The following is an 18,992-nucleotide window of genomic DNA, read 5'->3' as shown; positions in this document are numbered from 1 at the left end:
ATATGTCGTTCTGACGCGCAGAGGTCGGCGTTGGCTTGTTGGAGCAGGCATTCGTCCGTGCGTCTGGTCGAACAAGCCGGATCATTTCTCTAGACGTCTCACATATTGATCTTATGCTTATTTTTTCTTGGTCGTTGGCCGATTATTATTCTGCCGATCGGTGCCCGTCGTGACCGATTGCCATTGACCATTGACCGCGTGGAATTTAGAGATCGTTACGCGTCCGATTAAGCCGTCGAACTTGTGATCGATACCGTCTCGATGCAGGCCACCAAAGATAAGAAGGGGAATTATCATGAAGTTAAAGTGTCGGCGTCTCGTCGCTGTGGTTCTTCCAGGGGTGGTGGCCTCCGTGATGTTTGCCTCGGCCGCCCTGGCGGGCGTGATTGGTACCGGGACGACGAATATTTCGTATTCCGGGCAGATTGCTACTGAGACCGTGGGCCAGACGGGTTTGTACGACATCGCGGCGTATGGCGCCGATGGTGGCTCTACTCAGGGCGGCGGGCTGGGTGGCCTTGGTGCCGCGATTGGGGGGCAGGTCGAACTCAGCGCGGGGACAATTCTGGATATTCTGGTCGGCGGGGCCGGCGGTATCGGCATTAATGGGCTTGGCGGCGGCGGCGGTGGGAGTTTCGTGGTCCTGGCCGGGCAAACAGCGTTGACACCGCTCGTCATTGCAGGCGGCGGCGGTGGTGGTGGCGCGGGCACCGGTTTGAATGGCCAGAATGGTAGCGGTGCTGCGGCATCGGGCGTTGCTGGTGCAGGCGGTGCAGGTGGATACAACCATGGCGGTGGCGGTGGTGGTTTTGGCACAGGGTCTACGAACCCGTTCGGTAATGGCGGTGCCGGCGGGAACTACGGTCAGAACGGAGGGTCCGGGACGGTGAGTGGAACCGGCACCGGCGGTGCGGGCGCAGTGTTCGCAGCGTCCAATGGCAGTCCTGGCGGTCATGGTGGCAATGGAGGTTATGGCGGTGGCGGTGGCGGTGGCTGGGGTGCCGGCGGCGGTGGCGGTTACATCGGCGGTGCCGGTGGAAGTGGCGACCTCGGCCATGGCGGCGTCTCGTTTCTGGCTGCGGATGTGACGACGCTGTCCTTATCGAGCGTGTTCAATGAATTCACAGGCGGTGATGGGCTCGTCACTTTCATGTTGGTGCCGACGCAGCCGCCCAGCGACGTTCCTGAGCCGGCTTCGCTGACCTTGCTGGGTGCCGGTGTGGTGGCGCTGGGTCTGGTCCGCCGCCGCCGGACACAAACCTGAGCAATCACCGGCCGGGCGGCTCGTTGGTGATGTAACTTGTCGGCCAGCCATGGTGGTGCCGTGGCGTCCGAACGTTCGTTCATGGTGAAATCCGGCCGGCTGTTTACGCCGAGCACGTTGGTTAGGTCACGGTAGCCTTCCCCCACGCCGGACGCCCAAATTCAAAAAAGTTTTTTGGTTCTTTTTTTCAAAAATGAGCCTTGCGCCGCCCGCTTACCCCGCCCGCCCGCGTCATGACCCGTTGGTCGCTGCAATGCAGGCAGGCGGTGCGGCCCGATGATTGGGACGCACCGCGCGCGGAGGGGCGGATCAGGCGGTTTTGCGGCGGCGGCGGAGCACCACGCCGAGACCGATCAGGCCTGTGCCAAGCAAGGCGAGCGAGCCGGGTTCCGGGACGTTCACCTTGTTGTCCACTTCGGCCAGCAGGATGTTGCCGCTGAGGGCGGTGACGTCGAGATAGCGGTAGGTGCCGATGATGTTGCCGGCGAGATTGCCGATCAGGTTGTCGTTGGTGCCGGTGGCGAGTTGGTGCGTGCTCAGTTTTCCGGCGACGTTGGAGCCGTAGACCGCCCATTCGTCGTTGCCGCTCGTGCTGCCGGCCTGGAAGCTGAGCGCCATGCTGGTGATCTGTGAGGAACTGGCCAGATTGATCAGGTCTAGCTGGATGAAGCTGCCGGGCGTGATTTCGTGATCACCGGAGGGATCGTTGGTCAGGCCGACGCCTTGTTCGCCCGACCCCTGGTCTTTGCCGTAGAGATCCTGGAACTTATAGCGGTTGCCGTCGGCCTTGGTATAGCCGGTCGCGGTGATGTCGATCGGCGGGTTGAGGACGGGGGTGCTTGCGTAGGTATAAGTGTGTCCAAGGCTGCGGTTGCTACCGACAAAGTTCCAGACCACATCGATCGTTCCGGCCTGAGCGGCGCCGAGGCTGACGATGGCCATCGACATTGACGTGGCCGTCAGGAGAAGCAGTTTTTTCAAATTTCGCATTCAATTAACCTTCCGTTGTATCGAGCATGCAATTATGCACAACCGTAATCGGAATATTGCAATTTACGTGCCAATTTTTCATTTCAGTAAAAACAATGACATAAGCGCGTACAATAATTTAGATGTAAAAGATTCCGACACTCGAGGGCGTATCGGGGGCCGTTGTCGTCGACCAACGACAATGAGGTGCAGACTGGTTTCGCTGCCGAGGCCGCGCCGGGCGTTATACAGGCTCGCGGCGAGGGTGGCGGTGATGGTGGGCGGCGCCATGCGCGGACGACCGGATGAAGCTGTTTGTGCCTCCACCCCGGTTCCTGATCACCCAAAGTTTTTTGCTTCTTTTTACCAAAAAAGAAGCCTTACTTTCCCTATTCCTGAAACACCCGCTCGAAAATCGTGTCGATCCGGGCGAGGTGCAGGTTCGGGTTCATGGCGGTGTCGATGGCTTCGGGGGTGATGCGGCCGGCGACCTCGGGGTCGGCGAGGAGGTGGTCGCGGAAGCGTTTGGCGTCGGGGTGGCCGAGGGTGGTCCAGGTGGCCATGGCGTTGCGCTGGATGATTTTATAGGAATCTTCGCGCGAGATGCCGGAGCGGGCGAGCAGGAGGAGAATTTCGCCGGAGTGGACGACGCCGCCGAGGCTTTCGAGGTTTTCGGTCATACGGTCGGGGTAGATGGTCAGTTTGTCGATCATGCCCGCGAGGCGATGCAGGGCGAAGTCGAGTGTGATGGTGGCGTCGGGGGCGATGACGCGTTCGACCGAGGAGTGGCTGATGTCGCGCTCGTGCCAGAGGGTGACGTTTTCTAGGGCGGGGAGTGCGTAGCCGCGCACGATGCGGGCGAGGCCGGTGAGGTTTTCCGACAGGACCGGGTTGCGCTTGTGCGGCATGGCCGACGAGCCTTTCTGGCCGGGGTGGAAGAACTCTTCGGCTTCGCGGACTTCCGAGCGCTGGAGGTGGCGGATTTCGGTGGCGAGGCGTTCGATGCCGGAGGCGATGACCGCGAGGGTGCAGAAATAGGCGGCGTGGCGGTCGCGCGGGATGATCTGGGTCGAGACCGGTTCGACCGCGAGGCCGAGATGGGTGGCGACGTGGGCTTCGATGCGCGGGTCGAGATGAGCGAAGGTGCCGACGGCGCCGGAGATGGCGCAGGTGGCGATTTCGGTGCGTGCGGTGCGCAGGCGAGCGCGGTTGCGGGCGAATTCGGCGTAGTGGCCGGCGAGTTTGAGGCCGAAGCTGGTGGGTTCGGCGTGGATGCCGTGGCTACGGCCGATGGTGGGTGTGAGTTTGTGTTCGAGCGCGCGTTTTTTCAGCGCCGCCATGACGGCATCGATGCCCTGGAGGAGGAGGTCGGTCGCCTGGGTGAGCTGGACGGCGAGGCAGGTGTCCAGCACATCGGAGCTGGTCATGCCGAGGTGGACGAACCGGCTGTCCGGCCCGATCGGCTCGGCGAGCCAGGTGAGGAAGGCGATGACGTCGTGGCGGGTGACGGCTTCGATGTCGGCGATTTTGGCGACATCGGCCTCGGACATCGCGGCGATCGCGGCGCCGCCGCGGGTGCGGATGGCGGCGGCGGCGGCGGCGGGGACATCGCCGGTGGCGACCATGGCTTCGGCGGCCAGCGCCTCGATTTCGAACCAGATGCGGTAGCGGTTCAGATCCTGCCAGATTGCCACCATGAGGGGGCGGGAATAACGCGGTACCATCGGGGTCTCCTTGCTCGCGCGGCGGTTTTGGGCGGGGGCGCCTGGGTTGGCAAGGGGGTGGGCCTGCGGGAAAAGGGAAGGCTTCTTTTTTGGAAAAAAGAAGCAAAAAACTTTTTGACTCGGGGGCACGGGTGTTTGAGGCGGCACGGGCTCGGATTGGTGAAGTTTTTCTGGTTCTTTTTTGTTCGCAAGAAAGACGAGCTACGCCGCCGTGTCCTTGTCCTGGCGTGGCGCGGTGTTGCCGGTATCGAGGATGATACGGTTTCGTCCCAGCTCTTTGCCGCGGTAGAGGGCCTGATCGGCGCGGGCGACGGCGGCATCGAAGGATTCGCCGGGGGCGCGTGTGCTGACGCCCATGGTCAGGCTGATGCTGACGCGGTGTTCGCCGATTTGCAGGTTGAAGGCGGTCAGGCTTTCCTGAAACCGGGTGGCGAGTTCGGCGGCGCCTTCGATCGGCGTATCGGGCAGGATGACGAGAAACTCTTCGCCGCCCCAGCGGGCCAGGACATCCTGGGCGCGGACCAGCTCGCGCAGCTTTGCCGCCACGGCGGTCAGGATGGCATCGCCCGCGCTGTGGCCGAATTTGTCGTTGATGCTCTTGAAATGATCGATATCGGCCAGGATGAACGACAGATCGCCGCCGCCGCGCGTGACCGCGGCGACGCAGTTTGCGGCCATTTCGACGGTGGAGCGGCGGTTGAACAAGCCGGTCAGCGGATCGGTGGTGGCGAGGCGTTTGAGTTTCTGTTCGGCGCTGATCGCGAGGCGGCGGTACATCAGGGTGAAATAGGTGACCATGCCGATCAGGACCGTGACGTTGTAGCCCTGGAGGAACAGGAGCGCGGTGTGGTTGATCGGTGCGAGCGGGTGCAGGGTGGCGCCGAGGATCATCAGGGCGATGAAATAGGCCCATAGACAGCCGATCAGGATGATGGCGCGTTGGCGCGGCAGACTGATTGCAACCGTCGGCACGAACATCAGGAAATAATAGTAATAGCCGCTTTCCCAGCCGCTGAGCAGGGTGCCGATGGTGGCGTGGCCGAACACCTCGGCCCAGATGAGCATGATCGCGGGGCGGTTGTGCCTGCGTTTGAGCAGATTGTAGCTGAGGGCGTAGAGACCGGCGCTGCACAGGTTCATCGCGGCCTGGGCGCGTGAATGCTCGAGGAGGAAGAACGGCACGAACAGCAGATCGTCGAGCCCCGCGACGATAATGATGCGGGCGAGTACGAGCCAGTTGTTTTTCGCGATCGCGGACCCGCGCGCGGGGTCTGGCGCGTCCGCCTGGCTCGACTGGTCCGCCGTTGCGGAAGCGGTCTTCATCGGTCGCGCCCCTCGGGTTCGGACTCATCGGAGATTTCGGTCTGCTATCATGAAGGTCTCAAGAACCGGTAAACGAATTGGTGTTGGGGGCGGCCTGCCGGCACGGGCGCGAAGGCACACGGTGTTTTCCTGCTTTGTTGTTCACGAGAGAGACGATTTTCCCGCCCTTGTCCCTGTCCGTGCCCCTGTTTCCGCCCCTGTCCCTGCCCTGGCATTCCGGTTGACAACCAGCGGCGCAACCGCGAACGACGCGGCATGAACATGGCTCTCGCCGATCTCGCCGTTCTGGCCCAGGTTTTGCTGATCGATCTGGTGTTGGCCGGGGACAATGCGATCGTGATCGGGTTGGCGGTCGCGCGGTTGCCGAAGGCGCAGCAGCGGCAGGCGATTTTGATCGGGGTGGGGGCGGCGACGGTCATTCGGATCGGGTTGGCGCTGGTGGCGTTGCGGCTGCTGGCGGTGATCGGGCTGACGTTGGCGGGCGGGATTTTGCTTTTGTACGTCGCGTGGAAATCGTGGCGGGAGTTTCGGCGCCAGCCGCTCGCTTTGCATGAGGCGGCGCCGTCGCGGTTGCGGGATGCGGCGATCCGGATCGTGATTGCCGATCTGTCGATGAGTCTGGACAATGTGCTGGCGGTGGCCGGGGCGGCGCGCGATCATCCGTGGCTGCTGGCGGGCGGGCTGGTGTTTTCGGTCGCCTTGATGGGGCTGGCGGCGAATATCGTCGCGCGCTTGTTGACGCGGCATCGCTGGCTGGTCTGGGTTGGGCTCGCCATCGTGCTATATGTGGCAATGACGATGATTCACGCCGGCGGCCTGCAGGTCGCCCATCATATGGGATTGCACCTGCCTGCATGGCTCGGATGACGGCGGTTCGGCTTGAGGTTTCCAACGAGGGCGGCGGCACGGTGATCAGCCTGGCCGGGCCGCTGACTGCGACGGCGTTGGCCCCGGTGTGGACGCGCGCGGTGGATGCGGCGCGGCGCGCGGGGGATGGGCTTGCGATCGATGTTGCCGGGGCTGAGCTGGTCGATACATCGGGGGCCGCGCTGCTGCTGGCGCTGGAGCGGGATCATCCGGGGCGGATCGAGTGGCGCGGGCTGGGCGAGAAGCCGACGCAGCTGATGGCGCGGTTGCGCGCGGCGGTGCCGAACGGGGTGACGGCGAAAGTGCCGGCGCGGACGGTGACGCGCACCAGCGTGTGGCAGACGTTCCTGATCCGGGTGACTTTTTTCGGCGAGACGATTCTGGCGACGCTGAGCCTGCCGGGCAAGCTGCGGTTTTTGCGCGGGGGTAATTTTTTCCGGCTGGTGGAGCGGGCGGGAACGCAGGCGATGCCGCTGGTGGGGATGATGGGATTTCTGATCGGGATGATCCTCGCGTTCCAGTCGGCGATTCCCATGCGCCAGTTCGGGGCGGATATTTATGTGGCGGCGCTGGTGTCGCTGTCGTTGTTTCGCGAGCTGGGGCCGCTGCTGGGAGCGGTTATTCTGGCGGGGCGGACCGGGTCGGCCTTCGCGGCCGAATTGGGCACCATGGTGGTCAACGAAGAGGTGGCGGCGCTGACGACCATGGGGATCGACGCCGAGACGATGCTGGTGATCCCCCGGATGGCGGCGGCGATGGTGGTGATGCCGGCCCTGGCGCTGGGGGTGGACATTGCCGGGGTGCTGGGCATGGGGCTGGTGATGATGATCCTGGGGTTTCCGCCGTCGGCGATTCTCAATCAGATCCAGATGGCGACCGGGCCGTATGATCTGTTGCTCGGTCTGTTCAAGGCGGTGGTGTTTGGCGCGGCGATCGGGTTGATCGGGTGCCGGGCGGGGTTGACCGCGGGGGGCGGGCCGCGCGCGGTGGGCGAGGCGGCGACATCGGCGGTGGTGGGTGGCATCGTGGTGACGATTCTGCTCGATGGGTTGTTCGCCGTGATTTTTTATCGGCTGGGCCTGTGAGCGGCGCGGGGGCGCCGGCGATCGTGGTGGATCACGCCGGGCAGAGTTTCGGCGGGCGGGTGATTTTCGAGGATGTGAGTTTTACGGTCGCGACCGGCGAGGTGTTCGTGGTGCTCGGCGGGTCGGGGTGTGGGAAATCGACGCTGCTCAACCAGATGATCGGGCTGCTGACGCCGACCAAGGGGCGGATCACCGTGGGCGGCCATGATGTGGTGGCGCGGGTGGCGGCGGTGCGGCGCGAGATTGGCGTGATGTTTCAGTCGGGCGCGCTGTTCGGTTCGATGACGCTGCTGGAGAACGTGATGTTGCCGCTGGTGATGTTCACGGATTTGCCGGCCCGCGCGCGGGCGGAGATTGCGCGCATCAAGCTCGCGATGGTCGGGCTGGCCGAGGCGGTGAATTTGCTGCCCTCCGAGATTTCGGGCGGCATGGCGAAGCGGGCGGCGATTGCCCGCGCGCTGGCGCTGGACCCGCCGATTTTGTTTCTCGATGAGCCTTCGGCCGGGCTCGATCCGATCACCGGGGCGGGGCTCGATCGGTTGATTTTGGATTTGCGGGCGACGCTGGATTGCACGTTCGTGGTGGTCACGCATGAGTTGCAGTCGATTTTCGCGATCGCGGACCGGTGTGTCATGCTCGATCGCGCGGCGCGCGGCATGATCGCGCTCGGGGAACCGCGCGATTTGCAGCAATCGAGCACGCACCCGACGGTGCGCGCGTTTTTCAACCGGGATGCCCAATGATGGATTGCGAGAGGAACGGCGGCGATGGAGGGTAAGGGGGCGGCGCTGCGGACCGGGCTGTTCGTGCTGGGCGGCATTGTCGTGCTGATTGGCGCGATTTTCATTCTGTCGGGCAATGCGTTCCGCGCCGGGCTGAATTATGAATCGTATTTCGCGGAATCGGTGCAGGGGCTCGATGTCGGCTCGGCGGTGAAGTTCCGGGGTGTGACGATCGGCAAGGTGACCGATATCGGGCTGGTTTCGGCGGAGTATCCGCCCGCCAATCCGGCCGATCTGGTCAAACCGGTGTATCATCAGGTGGTGGTGCGGTTTCGGGTCGATCCCAAGAAGATCGGGCCGGATGCGAATTTCGGCGGGGCGATCGATCATGGGTTGCGGGTGCAGGTGGCGCCGCAAGGGATTACCGGGCTTGCGTATCTGGAGCTCAGTTTCGTCTCGCCGACGCTGCATCCGGTCAAGCCGATCGCGTGGCAACCGCGCAGCGTGGTGATCCCGTCGATTCCGAGCACGCTGACGCAGGTGCAGGATGCGCTGCAGAATTTTCTGACCAATATGAACGGGGTGAAGTTCGATCACACGGTGAAGGTGCTGACCTCGATGATCGATACGCTGAACCAGGAGATCACCAGCGGGGATGCGCACCAGGCGATTGCGAATGCCAACGGGTTGCTGGCGGAACTGAAATCGCAGGTGGCCCAGGCGGATCTGCCGGCGACGACGGCTTCGATCCGTAATCTGGCGGATGGGGCGAAGACCAACGCGATCCTGGATCAACTGTACCGGACCAGCCGCGCCCTGGCGACGGCGACCGCCGCGATGCCGGCGCTGCTGGCCCAGACCAGGGCGACGGTCGCGACGGCCGATCGGACGACCGGGACGCTGACGCGGCAGATGACGCCGATTTTGCGGAACCTGGATCGGGCATCGTCTAACCTTGAGGAATTGTCAGAGACCTTGAAGAATAATCCGGCCGTGGTGCTGCGGGGCGCGCCGCCGCCGCCGTTGACGCCGCGCTGATGTTTGGGAACCGACGCATGATGAGCCTGGATCGCCGCCATTTTCTGCTTCTGACACCGCTGGCACTCGCCGGGTGCGGCGGCATTCTGGCCAAGCAGCCCTATGTCGCGCGGAGCGACTGGCCCTTGGCACCGCCGCCGCCCGCGGGTGGCGGTGCCGGGGGACGCGGCGTGGTGCAAGTGCAGAGCCTGGCCGCCGGGCCGACGCTGAGCCAACGCGGGCTGATCACGCTGCTGGCCGATGGCAGTATTCATCAGGGGTATTACAATCGCTGGGCGACGCCGCCGGCGCAGGCCTGTACCGCGGCGCTGATGGCGTGGCTGCAGGCGACGGGCGCGTTTGCCGCCGTGGTGGGCGACGGGAGTTCGCTGACCCCCGATCTGATCGTGGAGGGCACGCTTGATACGCTGCTGGCTGATCCGGCGGCGCATGTCGCGCGGGCGGCGTTGACGCTGGTGGTGGCCAAGCCGGTGGGGATCGGCGAGCGGCCCCTCGCACAGCGGCGGCTGCGGGCGACGGCACCGCTGGCGGGGGTGACGGCGCCCGATCTGGTCGCGGCGCAAAGGGCGGCGCTGGCGGGGGTGCTGGGGCAGGCGGTGGCGCTGGTACGAGGCATCAACCCAAACTAGCAAAGTCTTTCTGCTTCTTCTTTTATTCACAAAAAAGACGTTCGTACTTGCCTTTCGCGCGGCCCTGAACGACCGGATGATTTGACATCACCGCCGTTCTGCGACACCCGACACCCATGCGTCATTTTCTCGATTTCGAAAAACCGGTCGCCGAACTGGAGGCCAAGATTGAAGAGCTGCGCCGGATGACCGATCCGGGCGAGCTGAACATCGCCGAAGAGGTCTCGCAGCTTTCCGACAAGGCCGAACGGCAGTTGCGCAATTTGTACGGCAGGCTCACGCCCTGGCAGAAGACCCAGGTGGCCCGCCACCCGGAGCGGCCCAAGGCGAAGGACATGATCGCCGGGCTGATCACCCAGTTCACCCCGCTCGCCGGGGATCGGGCGTTTGCCGAGGATGCCGCGATCATCGCGGGACCGGGGCGGTTTCGCGATGAGCCGGTCATGGTCGTCGCGATCGAGAAAGGGTCCGATCTCGATAGCCGGCTGAAGCATAATTTCGGCTCGCCGCGGCCGGAGGGGTATCGCAAGGCGCGGCGGATGATCGAGCTGGCGGGGCGGTTCGGCCTGCCGATCCTGTCGTTCGTCGACACCTCGGGCGCATATCCCGGCATCGATGCCGAGGCGCGCGGCCAGGCGGAGGCGATTGCGCGCGGCATCGATGCGTGCCTTGCCGCCCCGGTGCCGTTCATTGCGACGATCATCGGCGAAGGCGGATCGGGCGGTGCCATTGCGATCGCCGCCGCCGATGTCGTGCTGATGTATGAGCACGCGATCTATTCGGTCATTTCACCCGAAGGCTGTGCGGCGATTCTGTGGGAGGACCGGGCCATGGCCGCGCAGGCGGCCGAGGCGATGAAGGTGACGGCGCAGGATTTGAAGCGGCTGGGCATTATCGACCGGATCGTGCCGGAACCGCTGGGCGGCGCGCATCGTTCGCCGGATGCGGCGGTGGCGCAGCTGGGCGAGGCGATTGCCGCCGCGCTCGCGCCACTCAAAACGGTGGCGCCGGAAGCGCTGCGCGCCAAGCGCCGGGAGAAATTCCTGGCGATGGGGCAGAGCGCCGGGCTGTAGCGCCGCCCCAGCGGCCGGGTTTAGCGGCCGGTCATGATCCGTTCGAACAATTGCTTCACGGTGGGGATGAAGCCGTTGGAATAGAACGGGTCGGTGGCGAAGCGGTAGCCGTTGTGGCCGCTGAACATCAGGTTGCGTTCGACCGATTCCGGGTTTTCGCCGTCATGGGCGATGTCCTGGAGGGTTTTCTGGATGCAGAAGCTGCGCGGGTCGGCTTTCTTGCCGGTGGAGAAATCCGGGCCTTCCTGCGACCAGTTGGAAAACCGGCAATGCGACAGGCAGCCCATGCAATTGACCTGATCGCGCTGGATGTCTTCGAGTGCGGCCTGGGTTTCGAACACCAGCGTCGAATCGGGGGTGCGCAGGGCCTCGACGAAGCCTTCGCGTTCCCAGCCGCGCACACGCTCGAGATCGGCCTTGGTGAGCCAGACGGGGCGTTTGCGCGGGCCGACGCCGTATTCGGCGGTGTGGGCGCCGACCGGCTCGCCGGTGTAGGCGACCTGGCGTTCGGAGCGGGCGCGCAGCCCCTGGATGAAGTCGTTGTTCACCGCGCTGGAATAGAACCCGGTGGGCGAGAAGCGGTTGAGGAAAATGTCGCCCTTCTTGAGGGTGAGCAGGCGCTGTTTCCAGACATCGCTGATCGGGCTTTCCTGGGTCAGCAGCGGGCGCGTGCCGAATTGGAAGGCGATCGGGCCGACGTCCGGGTTATCGAGCCAGTCCTCCCATTCCTCGAGCCACCAGACGCCGCCGGCCATGATGATCGGCGTGGCATCGAGGCCGAATTCGCGCATCTGTTTGCGCAGCGCGATGACGCGCGGCAGCGGGTTTTCGGGTTTGGTGGGATCTTCGGAATTCGACAGGCCGTTGTGACCGCCGGCGAGCCACGGATCTTCGTAGACGACGCCGCCCATCAGATCGGCCGCCTTGTGATAGGCGCGGCGCCACAGCGCGTTGAAGGCGCGGGCGGAGGAGACGATGGGATAGTAGTGGACGTTGAATTTCGAGGCGATTTCGGACAGTTTGTAGGGCATGCCGGCACCGCAGGTGATGCCGCTGATCAGCCCCTTGGCCCCTTCGAGAATCCCGGTGATGACCCGCTCGGCAGCGCCCATTTCCCACAGGATATTGGCGTGGATGCGGCCCTGGCCGTTCGATTCCTCGTGCGCGCGGCGTGCCTGGGCGATGCCGCCGTCGATCGCGTAGGCGACCAGTTCCTCGTGGCGGGCGCGCCTGGTGGTGCCGTGGTAGAGTTGCGGGATCGGCTTGCCGTCCGCATCGTAGGAATCGGCATTGACCGCGCTGAACGTGCCGACGCCGCCCGCCGCGGCCCATTGGCCGGCCGAGCGCCCGTTCGAAATCGCGACGCCTTTGCCGCCCTCGACCAGGGGCAGCACATCGGCCCCGCCCATGCGGATCGCGTTGATCGTTTTCATCGTGTCGGCAACCTGTTCATCGCGCTGCGATTGTTCCTGAAATTCAGACCGCCCTGGCTTGAACGGTCGATCGGTGGCGTATTCATCCCTGTTGTCAGATATAGGGCGGCGGCCGCGGGTTGGAACGTCGGCCGGGTATCCATATCGTTATACGCATGCGTAGCACGGATCGGATGCGCCAAACAGCGCCCGCAGCCGGCCTGTCGAACAAAATTGTCATGTTTCGTCCATCAAATGGCCTGCGTCCCGCGCCGCGTCGCGGTAACGCGCCCAGCCGGCGGCGCGCAGCGCGCACGCCGGGCAGGCGCCACAGCCGTAACCCCATTCGTGCAGCACCGACCGGTCGCCCTTGTAGCAACTATGGCTTTCGGTACGGATCGTCTCGACCAGGGCCGCCCCGCCGAGCGTCTCGGCGAGGCGCCAGGTGGCGGCCTTGTCGCGGACCATCAGGGGTGTGTCGATGATGATCGGCCGATCGAGCCCGAGGCCGAGGGCGGCCTGCATCGCGCGCATCGTGTCGTTGCGGCAGTCGGGGTAGCCGGAATAATCGGTCTCGCACATGCCGCCGACCAGCACGCCGAGGTCGCGCCGGTAGGCGAGTGCGGCGGCGTAGGTGAGGAACAGCAGGTTGCGCCCGGGCACGAAGGTGTTGGGCAGACCGGCGGCGGTGGTGGCGATTTCGATATCCGCCGTCATCGCGGTCTCACCGATCGCGGCGAGCGCGCCGGCGATGTCGAGCAGTTGGTCGGGGCCGAGGGTAGCGCGCCACGGTTGCAGCGCCGCGATGGCGTGGCGGAGCGGTGCGCGGCATTCAAGCTCGACGGCGTGACGCTGGCCGTAGAAAAAGCCGATCGTCTCGACCCGGTCGAACCGGTCGAGCGCATAGGCGAGGCAGGTGGCGCTGTCCTGGCCGCCGGAGAACAGCACGAGTGCCGCTTGGCTTGTCATACGCCGGCTTTTGCCCGCTCAGCGGCAGGCAATCAAGGCGAAGGGCGGCCGGCCGGGGTGTTTTTCAACAACCCGGGCCGTACCGCCCTTGCCTCGTAGCGCTGTTACAGCGGGTTACCCCGCCGTGAAGCCGTGATCAGCCGTTGCGCGCGATCGCCTGCATCTGCTGAGCATGGGCGGTGCGGCCATTGGCGTTGACCGCCTTGTGCTGCGGCTGGGCATGCACGATCAGCGGGCTGGGCGCGTACATCGAGGTGCCGACCGAGCTGGCATTGGCGGCGAGCGGCGCGAAGGCGCCGGCAACGGCCAGGATGGTGAGCAAACGGGTCATTTTACGCATGATAGAAACTCCTAAAAACGAAACATTGGTGCAGGTGACGTCCTGCTCGCTGCCAGAATTGGGAGTTATGCTGCGCTGCAATAACCCGCAGTTGCGGCGTAAGACCTATTCGGCCGGCGTATGAAACCAGACGGCGCGGCGCGGAAAGACTTGGCGTGATCGAACGGCTGCGGTTATGCTCGCGCGCATGAACATCGACCCGCGATTGCACGACTGGACGCCCGAATTCGCCGCCTGGCGGCAGGATTTTCATGCTCACCCTGAAATCGCGTATCAGGAGCACCGCACCGCGGCCCTGGTGGCCGAGCGGCTCGCCTCGTTCGGGATCGCGGTGACGACCGGGGTCGGCGGCACCGGCGTGGTCGGCACGCTGCGGGGCGGGCGGTCGTCCGCCGGGGGCAACCGGGCGATTGCGCTGCGCGCGGATATGGACGCGCTGCCGATGGATGAGGCGAACGATCTGCCGTATAAATCGCAGAATCCAGGGCGGATGCATGCCTGCGGTCATGACGGCCACACCACCATGCTGCTGGCCGCCGCGCGTTATCTGGCGGCGACGCGGGATTTTGCCGGGACGATCCATTTCATTTTCCAACCCGCCGAAGAGGGTGGGGCCGGCGCGCTGCGCATGATCGAGGACGGGTTGCTGGAGCGGTTTCCCTTCGATGCGGTGTTCGGCGCGCATAACGACCCGACGCTGCCCGTCGGTGCGATTTCGGCCTCGACCGGAACGGTGCATGGTGCGACCGATGACATCGTGATCCGCCTGACCGGGCGCGGCGGCCACGCGGCGCGGCCGCATGCAACGATCGATCCGATCGTGGCGGGGGCGCAGATCGTGCTCGGGTTGCAGTCGATCGTGTCGCGCCGGGTCGATCCGCTGGAATCCACCGTCGTATCCATCTGCACGTTCCATGCGGGCAGCGCGACCAATGTGATCCCGGAAAGTGCCACGCTGAGCGGCACCGTGCGCAATCTGACGCCGGCCAACCAGGTACGGCTGGCGCGCGAGATTCCCGAGCTGATCCGGCATCTGGCCCGCGCGGCGGGGGTTGAGGCGGCGGTGGATTACCAGACCGGCTATCCGCCGGTGGTGAATGACGGCGCGATGGCGGGGGTGGTCGCGCGGGCCGCCGGGGCGGTGGTAGGGGCGGCGAATGTCCATACCACGCTGCCGCCGACGCTGGGGGGCGAGGATTTCGCCTATTACGCGCTGCAGCGGCCGGGGTGTTTTTTCCGGATCGGCCAGGCGGATGGCGAAAAAGGCGCGATGCCGCTGCATCATCCGCGCTATGATTTCAATGATGCGATCCTGCCGGTCGGGGCGGCGGTGTTTGCATCCATCGCGGCCAGCGAATTGCCGGGCTGATGACCCTGCTGGCCGAGGCGGCGGACGCGTTTCTGCTTGCGTTCCCTGCCCTGCTCTCGATCGTCAATCCACTGGGCGGGGCGATTATTTTCAATGAGATCACGGCGAGCCGCAGCCACGGGGTGCGGCTCAATCTGGCGCGGCGGGTCGGGCTGAACAGCGCGCTGGTGATGCTGATTTCGCTGTGGGCGGGCAGTTATATCCTGAGTTTTTTTGGCATTTCGCTGAATGCGCTGCGCCTGGCGGGCGGTGCGGTGGTGGCCGCGCGGGCGTTTCAGATGCTGAATGCCCCGGAGGAGCATGAGGAGCGCAAGCAGGCACAGGCCGCGCAGGCGACGGCGCAGGTGAGCGCCGGGGCCGAGACCGAGGAGACCGCGGAAGACATATCGGGGTTTGCGTTCTTTCCACTCACGCTGCCATTCACCACCGGGCCGGGGACCATCGCGGTTGCCGTGGCGCTCGGCACCCAGCACCCGGCCTCGGGGGCGACGCTCGCGATGTTCTTTGCCGGGCTCTCGCTTGCCGCGATCGTCATGGCGCTGTTGATCTGGCTGTCCTACGCGACGGCCGACCGGCTCGGGGCGTTGCTCGGCGCGACCGGGCGGCGGGTCTTATCGCGCCTCGCCGCGTTCATTCTGCTGGGCATCGGGGTGCAGATCATGGTTTCCGGGGCGGTGCCGGTCCTGCATCAGGCGATCCACGGCTAGGCGCGCGGGCGAAACGGGCCTGCGCTGCCCTGACACCGGGCGTGTGACACCGGGCGTGGACGCGTGGCGCGCGCGGCCGTGGCGTTTCAGCGTTCTGCCAGCCGCAGAGCCCCCTGCGAAAAACGCAGAACTGGGACAGTGGCGCTTACTCGTATCAATCGCTATTATCACACGTGTCATGGATACGAACACTTCCTGCGCGCCGCCGGGCGCCGCGACCGAACCCGATATTCTGTATCTGCTGCATGATGTCGCGCGGTTGCTGCGGCGTGAGATCGACCGGCGGGCGCGCATGCACGACATGAACCGGGCGCAATGGGTGATGATGATCCGCCTCGCGCACAATCCCGGCCTGTCGCAGAAGGATCTGGCCGAAATCATCGAGGTCGAGCCGATGACGGTGGCGCGGCTGACCGATCGGCTGGAGGCGCGCGGGCTGGTGGAGCGGCGGGCGGACCCGCGGGACCGGCGGATCTGGCGGCTGCATTTGACCCCGCTGGCGGACCCGTTGCTGCGCGATATCGAGGAACAGCGCGGCATCATTTCGGCATTCGTGACGAGGAATGTGGCGCCCGCCGTGATCGAGGCGACGATCGATGGATTGATGCGGATGAAAACAATTTTACTCGCCGCCGATCGGGCGGCCGATACCTATATGATCAGTGCCGCCAAGGCCGAACAGGAGATGGCTTGATGTCGCAGACGAGTTCAACCGCCGGTGTGGTGACGCGCGATGCCGAGGGCCGCGAGACCACGGGCCGCGACGCCAAGCAACGCTCCGACGGGCGCAGCCGGGGCAGCTCGAAGCTGCTGCGGCCGGTGTTGATGGTCGGCGGGGTGCTGCTGATCTTGCTTGCGGTGCTGCTCTACTGGCTGTTCAGCGGCGGCTCGGTTTCGGTGACCGATACCTATATCAAGGCGGCGCGGGTCAATTTGTCGACCGATGTGTCCGGCCTGGTCGATCAGGTCGATGTGAAGGACCATCAGACGGTGACCAAGGGGCAGATCCTGTTCCGCCTGCAGCCGACCCGGTTCGTGGTGGCCGAGGACCAGGCCCAGGCGAAGCTCGCCGAGGTGAAGCAGCAGATCGAGGGCGCGCGGCACAGCTATCAGGCGCAGATCGCCAAGATCAAGGTGCAGGAGGCGGTGGTCGAGAATGACCGGTTGAATTATCAGCGCTACGCCTCGCTGGTGCATGGCGGCGGCGTGACGCAGTCCGATTATGACAATGCGAAGTACAAGTACCAGGGTGCTGAGGCCAATCTGGCGGCGATGAAGGCGCAGGCCGGGGTGGATCTCGCGAAACTGTCGGGCGATCCGAAAATTCATCTGGCCGATACGCCCCAATACAAGGCGGCGGCGGCGGCGCTCGCGGCGGCGCAACTGAACTACCGGCACTCGATCGTGCGCGCGCCGTTCGACGGCGTGGTGACCGAGACCGAGAAATTGCAGCCGGGCATGTATCTGCCGGCGGGCACGGCGGCGTTCGGGCTGGTGTCGAACAGGGATGTATGGGTGCGCGCCCAGCCGAAGGAAACCGCGCTCACCTGGGTGAAGCCGGGCGACAAGGTGAAGATCCACGTCGATACCTATCCGGGCAAGCTGTGGCACGGCGTGGTGGCGAGCATTTCACCGGCCAGCGGCTCGAGTTTTTCGATCCTGCCCGCGCAGAATTCCTCGGGCAACTGGGTGAAGGTGGTGCAGCGGATTCCGCTGCGGGTGAACATCACCGACGGGCCGAAGCATCTGGTGCTGCGCAACGGCATGACGGCGGAGGTGGATATCATCACCGGTCATCAGCACAAATTATCGAACCTGTTCTGATCGGCTGAATTCCGATGGCCGCGAACGATCAGGCCAAGGGCGGGCCGGGCAAGAACGAGGTGATGCAGGTTTCCGGCACGCCGCGGCTGATCGTGACCGTCGGGTGCATGATCGGCACGCTGATGCAGGCGCTCGATGCGACGATTGCCAACGTGTCGCTGCCGTACATGCAGGGCTCGCTCTCGGCCTCGTATGACGAGATCACCTGGGTTTTGACCTCGTATGTGGTGGCCGCCGCGATCATGACGGCGCCGGTGGGCTGGCTGGCCGGGCGGTTCGGCCGCAAGAACGTGTTCATGGTGTCGATCATCGGGTTCACCGTGACCTCGATGATGTGCGGCATCGCGACATCGCTGGGCGAAATGGTGGTGGACCGGCTGTTTCAGGGCATGTTCGGCGCGGCGCTGGTGCCACTCAGCCAGTCGACCATGCTCGATATCTATCCGCCGGAAAAGCGCGGCCAGGCGATGGCGATCTGGGGCATCGGCGTCATGGTCGGGCCGATCCTGGGGCCGACGCTGGGCGGGTATCTGACGTATTTTTACGACTGGCGTTACGTGTTTTTCGTCAACCTGCCGTTCGGCATCGCGGCGGTGCTGGCGCTCGGGTTTTTCATGCCCAAGCGCGGGGCGGCCAACCGCTCATCCGGCCATTTCGACTGGATCGGCTTTGCCGTGCTCTCGCTGTTTCTGGCGGCGTTGCAGATCCTGCTGGATCGGGGCGAGGAGAAGGACTGGTTCAGCTCGACCGAGATCGTGACCTATGGCGTGCTCGCGGCGATCGGACTCTATCTGTTCATCGTGCATATGTTCACGGCCAAGCAGCCGTTCATTCCGCGCGGCGTGTTCCGGGACCGCAATTTGAACGCCGCCCTGATCGCGATGTTCGCGGTGGGTTCGGTGCTGCTCTCGTCATCGACGCTGATGCCGCCGTTTCTGGAAAAACTCGGCAATTATCCGGTCGAGTTGGCGGGGCTGGTGATGGCGCCGCGCGGGCTGGGCACGATGGGGGCGATGATGATTGCCGGGCGGCTGACCAACAAGGTCGATCCGCGTTATCTGATGTTCGCCGGCTTCCTGCTGCTGATCGTGTCGTTCTGGATGATGATGCAGTGGCTGCCCTCGTCGCCGCAATCGTATCTGATCGAGAGCATCGTCGTGCAGGGGGCGGGGCTTGGCTTCGTGTTCACGCCGTTGCAGGTGGTCGCGTTCTACACGCTCGATCCCGCGCTGCGGACGCAGGGCACCTCGCTGCTCAGCCTGATGCGCAATGTCGGCATGGCGGTCGGGATTTCGATTACCGAGGCGGTGCAGGTGCAGATGTCGCAGGTGGATCATGAATCCGTCTCGAACGCGATCACGCCGTTCAACCGGGCGCTGCAGGTGGGCGGGGCGGTGAGCCACTACCTCAACCCGATGACCACGCGGGGTGCGGCGATGCTGAACACCATGGTCGTGCAGCAATCGGATATCATTTCGTATCTCGATGCGTTCAAATTCATGCTGATGGTTAGTATTCCGGCGATCTTTACGCTGCTGCTGATGCGCAAGCCGCCGGCGCAGGCGGGGGTTAAGGCGGAGAAGCATGAGATGGCGGTGATGGAGTAAGGGTAGGGGAAGAAGGCTTCTTTTTTGTAAAAAAGAAGCAAAAAACTTTTTGACTCTGAGGCACGGGCGC

At 64.6% G+C, this 18,992-nt stretch carries 18 protein-coding genes; 12 read left to right on the top strand and 6 right to left on the bottom strand.

Going from position 1 to position 18,992, the window contains the following annotated elements:
- The first annotated feature begins 295 nt into the window (after positions 1 to 295).
- The gene (locus AruPA_RS07045) at positions 296 to 1,264 is read left to right on the top strand and encodes a PEP-CTERM sorting domain-containing protein (RefSeq protein ID WP_265635943.1); all 969 of its coding nucleotides are present in this window, start codon (positions 296 to 298) and stop codon (positions 1,262 to 1,264) included.
- A gap of 309 nt (positions 1,265 to 1,573) precedes the next feature.
- Here the strand turns inward: AruPA_RS07045 and AruPA_RS07040 are convergent, their stop codons facing one another.
- The 3 genes from AruPA_RS07040 to AruPA_RS07030 form a co-directional block, all read right to left on the bottom strand.
- The gene (locus AruPA_RS07040) at positions 1,574 to 2,212 is read right to left on the bottom strand and encodes a PEP-CTERM sorting domain-containing protein (protein WP_265635942.1); all 639 of its coding nucleotides are present in this window, start codon (positions 2,210 to 2,212) and stop codon (positions 1,574 to 1,576) included.
- Between the two features lie 410 nt (positions 2,213 to 2,622).
- Entirely contained in the window at positions 2,623 to 3,957 is a 1,335-nt protein-coding gene (gene purB, locus AruPA_RS07035; protein ID WP_265635941.1) for an adenylosuccinate lyase, read from the bottom strand.
- Positions 3,958 to 4,158: 201 nt separating this feature from the next.
- Positions 4,159 to 5,280 (bottom strand): GGDEF domain-containing protein, encoded by a 1,122-nt coding sequence (locus AruPA_RS07030; protein WP_265635940.1) that lies wholly within the window; start codon positions 5,278 to 5,280, stop codon positions 4,159 to 4,161.
- Between the two features lie 255 nt (positions 5,281 to 5,535).
- Between AruPA_RS07030 and AruPA_RS07025 the strand changes: the two genes are divergently transcribed.
- The 6 genes from AruPA_RS07025 (at position 5,536) to AruPA_RS07000 (ending at position 10,694) form a co-directional block, all read left to right on the top strand.
- Positions 5,536 to 6,147, top strand: coding sequence for a YjbE family putative metal transport protein (locus AruPA_RS07025; protein ID WP_265635939.1), 612 nt, complete (start codon positions 5,536 to 5,538; stop codon positions 6,145 to 6,147).
- Positions 6,135 to 7,232: an ABC transporter permease gene (locus AruPA_RS07020; protein WP_265635938.1), complete on the top strand. Its 1,098-nt coding sequence runs from the start codon at positions 6,135 to 6,137 to the stop codon at positions 7,230 to 7,232. The genes AruPA_RS07025 and AruPA_RS07020 overlap by 13 nt, the downstream gene beginning before the upstream one ends.
- Complete coding sequence (locus AruPA_RS07015; RefSeq protein WP_265635937.1) at positions 7,229 to 7,975, top strand: ABC transporter ATP-binding protein; 747 nt, start codon at positions 7,229 to 7,231, stop codon at positions 7,973 to 7,975. The genes AruPA_RS07020 and AruPA_RS07015 overlap by 4 nt, the downstream gene beginning before the upstream one ends.
- A gap of 24 nt (positions 7,976 to 7,999) precedes the next feature.
- Positions 8,000 to 8,992 carry an MlaD family protein gene (locus AruPA_RS07010; RefSeq protein WP_265635936.1) on the top strand — a complete coding sequence of 331 codons (993 nt, stop codon included), beginning with the start codon at positions 8,000 to 8,002 and terminating at the stop codon, positions 8,990 to 8,992.
- Positions 8,993 to 9,012: 20 nt separating this feature from the next.
- Positions 9,013 to 9,621, top strand: coding sequence for an ABC-type transport auxiliary lipoprotein family protein (locus tag AruPA_RS07005; RefSeq protein WP_265635935.1), 609 nt, complete (start codon positions 9,013 to 9,015; stop codon positions 9,619 to 9,621).
- Between the two features lie 116 nt (positions 9,622 to 9,737).
- Positions 9,738 to 10,694 (top strand): acetyl-CoA carboxylase carboxyltransferase subunit alpha, encoded by a 957-nt coding sequence (locus AruPA_RS07000; RefSeq protein WP_265635933.1) that lies wholly within the window; start codon positions 9,738 to 9,740, stop codon positions 10,692 to 10,694.
- A gap of 20 nt (positions 10,695 to 10,714) precedes the next feature.
- Here the strand turns inward: AruPA_RS07000 and AruPA_RS06995 are convergent, their stop codons facing one another.
- From AruPA_RS06995 to AruPA_RS06985, 3 genes are all read right to left on the bottom strand, one after another.
- Positions 10,715 to 12,127, bottom strand: coding sequence for a nitronate monooxygenase family protein (locus AruPA_RS06995; protein ID WP_265635932.1), 1,413 nt, complete (start codon positions 12,125 to 12,127; stop codon positions 10,715 to 10,717).
- A 216-nt stretch (positions 12,128 to 12,343) separates the two neighbouring features.
- A complete protein-coding gene (gene queC, locus AruPA_RS06990; protein ID WP_265635931.1) occupies positions 12,344 to 13,075 on the bottom strand; it encodes a 7-cyano-7-deazaguanine synthase QueC in 732 nt (243 codons plus the stop codon).
- 136 nt (positions 13,076 to 13,211) lie between these two features.
- Positions 13,212 to 13,415, bottom strand: a complete 204-nt coding sequence (locus AruPA_RS06985; protein ID WP_265635930.1) for a hypothetical protein — start codon at positions 13,413 to 13,415, stop codon at positions 13,212 to 13,214.
- A gap of 187 nt (positions 13,416 to 13,602) precedes the next feature.
- On the opposite strand from AruPA_RS06985, the gene AruPA_RS06980 reads away from it, so the two are divergent.
- From AruPA_RS06980 to AruPA_RS06960, 5 genes are all read left to right on the top strand, one after another.
- A complete protein-coding gene (locus AruPA_RS06980) occupies positions 13,603 to 14,784 on the top strand; it encodes an amidohydrolase (RefSeq protein WP_265635929.1) in 1,182 nt (393 codons plus the stop codon).
- Entirely contained in the window at positions 14,784 to 15,491 is a 708-nt protein-coding gene (locus tag AruPA_RS06975) for a MarC family protein (RefSeq protein ID WP_265635928.1), read from the top strand. Before AruPA_RS06980 ends, AruPA_RS06975 begins: the two co-directional genes overlap by 1 nt.
- Positions 15,492 to 15,669: 178 nt before the next feature.
- Complete coding sequence (locus AruPA_RS06970) at positions 15,670 to 16,185, top strand: MarR family winged helix-turn-helix transcriptional regulator (RefSeq protein WP_265635927.1); 516 nt, start codon at positions 15,670 to 15,672, stop codon at positions 16,183 to 16,185.
- On the top strand, positions 16,185 to 17,315 hold the full coding sequence (locus tag AruPA_RS06965) for an HlyD family secretion protein (RefSeq protein ID WP_265635926.1): 1,131 nt from the start codon (positions 16,185 to 16,187) through the stop codon (positions 17,313 to 17,315). Before AruPA_RS06970 ends, AruPA_RS06965 begins: the two co-directional genes overlap by 1 nt.
- A gap of 14 nt (positions 17,316 to 17,329) precedes the next feature.
- Complete coding sequence (locus tag AruPA_RS06960; protein ID WP_265635925.1) at positions 17,330 to 18,922, top strand: DHA2 family efflux MFS transporter permease subunit; 1,593 nt, start codon at positions 17,330 to 17,332, stop codon at positions 18,920 to 18,922.
- Positions 18,923 to 18,992: the final 70 nt, after the last annotated feature.

Source organism: Acidiphilium sp. PA (genome assembly GCF_026191915.1).
Taxonomy (GTDB): Bacteria; Pseudomonadota; Alphaproteobacteria; order Acetobacterales; family Acetobacteraceae; genus Acidiphilium.
Note: the sequence above shows the minus strand (reverse complement) of the source record. Positions and strands in the feature narration are given on the sequence as shown.

Bases quoted from the DNA above. Each gene is read 5' to 3' on its own strand.
- AruPA_RS07045 (WP_265635943.1), top strand. From the start codon at position 296: ATGAAGTTAAAGTGTCGGCGTCTCGTCGCTGTGGTTCTTCCAGGGGTG.
- AruPA_RS07040 (WP_265635942.1), bottom strand. From the start codon at position 2,212: ATGTCGATGGCCATCGTCAGCCTCGGCGCCGCTCAGGCCGGAACGATC.
- purB (WP_265635941.1), bottom strand. From the start codon at position 3,957: ATGGTACCGCGTTATTCCCGCCCCCTCATGGTGGCAATCTGGCAGGAT.
- AruPA_RS07030 (WP_265635940.1), bottom strand. From the start codon at position 5,280: ATGAAGACCGCTTCCGCAACGGCGGACCAGTCGAGCCAGGCGGACGCG.
- AruPA_RS07025 (WP_265635939.1), top strand. From the start codon at position 5,536: ATGAACATGGCTCTCGCCGATCTCGCCGTTCTGGCCCAGGTTTTGCTG.
- AruPA_RS07020 (WP_265635938.1), top strand. From the start codon at position 6,135: ATGGCTCGGATGACGGCGGTTCGGCTTGAGGTTTCCAACGAGGGCGGC.
- AruPA_RS07010 (WP_265635936.1), top strand. From the start codon at position 8,000: ATGGAGGGTAAGGGGGCGGCGCTGCGGACCGGGCTGTTCGTGCTGGGC.
- AruPA_RS07005 (WP_265635935.1), top strand. From the start codon at position 9,013: ATGAGCCTGGATCGCCGCCATTTTCTGCTTCTGACACCGCTGGCACTC.
- AruPA_RS07000 (WP_265635933.1), top strand. From the start codon at position 9,738: ATGCGTCATTTTCTCGATTTCGAAAAACCGGTCGCCGAACTGGAGGCC.
- AruPA_RS06995 (WP_265635932.1), bottom strand. From the start codon at position 12,127: ATGAAAACGATCAACGCGATCCGCATGGGCGGGGCCGATGTGCTGCCC.
- queC (WP_265635931.1), bottom strand. From the start codon at position 13,075: ATGACAAGCCAAGCGGCACTCGTGCTGTTCTCCGGCGGCCAGGACAGC.
- AruPA_RS06985 (WP_265635930.1), bottom strand. From the start codon at position 13,415: ATGCGTAAAATGACCCGTTTGCTCACCATCCTGGCCGTTGCCGGCGCC.
- AruPA_RS06980 (WP_265635929.1), top strand. From the start codon at position 13,603: ATGAACATCGACCCGCGATTGCACGACTGGACGCCCGAATTCGCCGCC.
- AruPA_RS06975 (WP_265635928.1), top strand. From the start codon at position 14,784: ATGACCCTGCTGGCCGAGGCGGCGGACGCGTTTCTGCTTGCGTTCCCT.
- AruPA_RS06970 (WP_265635927.1), top strand. From the start codon at position 15,670: ATGGATACGAACACTTCCTGCGCGCCGCCGGGCGCCGCGACCGAACCC.
- AruPA_RS06965 (WP_265635926.1), top strand. From the start codon at position 16,185: ATGTCGCAGACGAGTTCAACCGCCGGTGTGGTGACGCGCGATGCCGAG.
- AruPA_RS06960 (WP_265635925.1), top strand. From the start codon at position 17,330: ATGGCCGCGAACGATCAGGCCAAGGGCGGGCCGGGCAAGAACGAGGTG.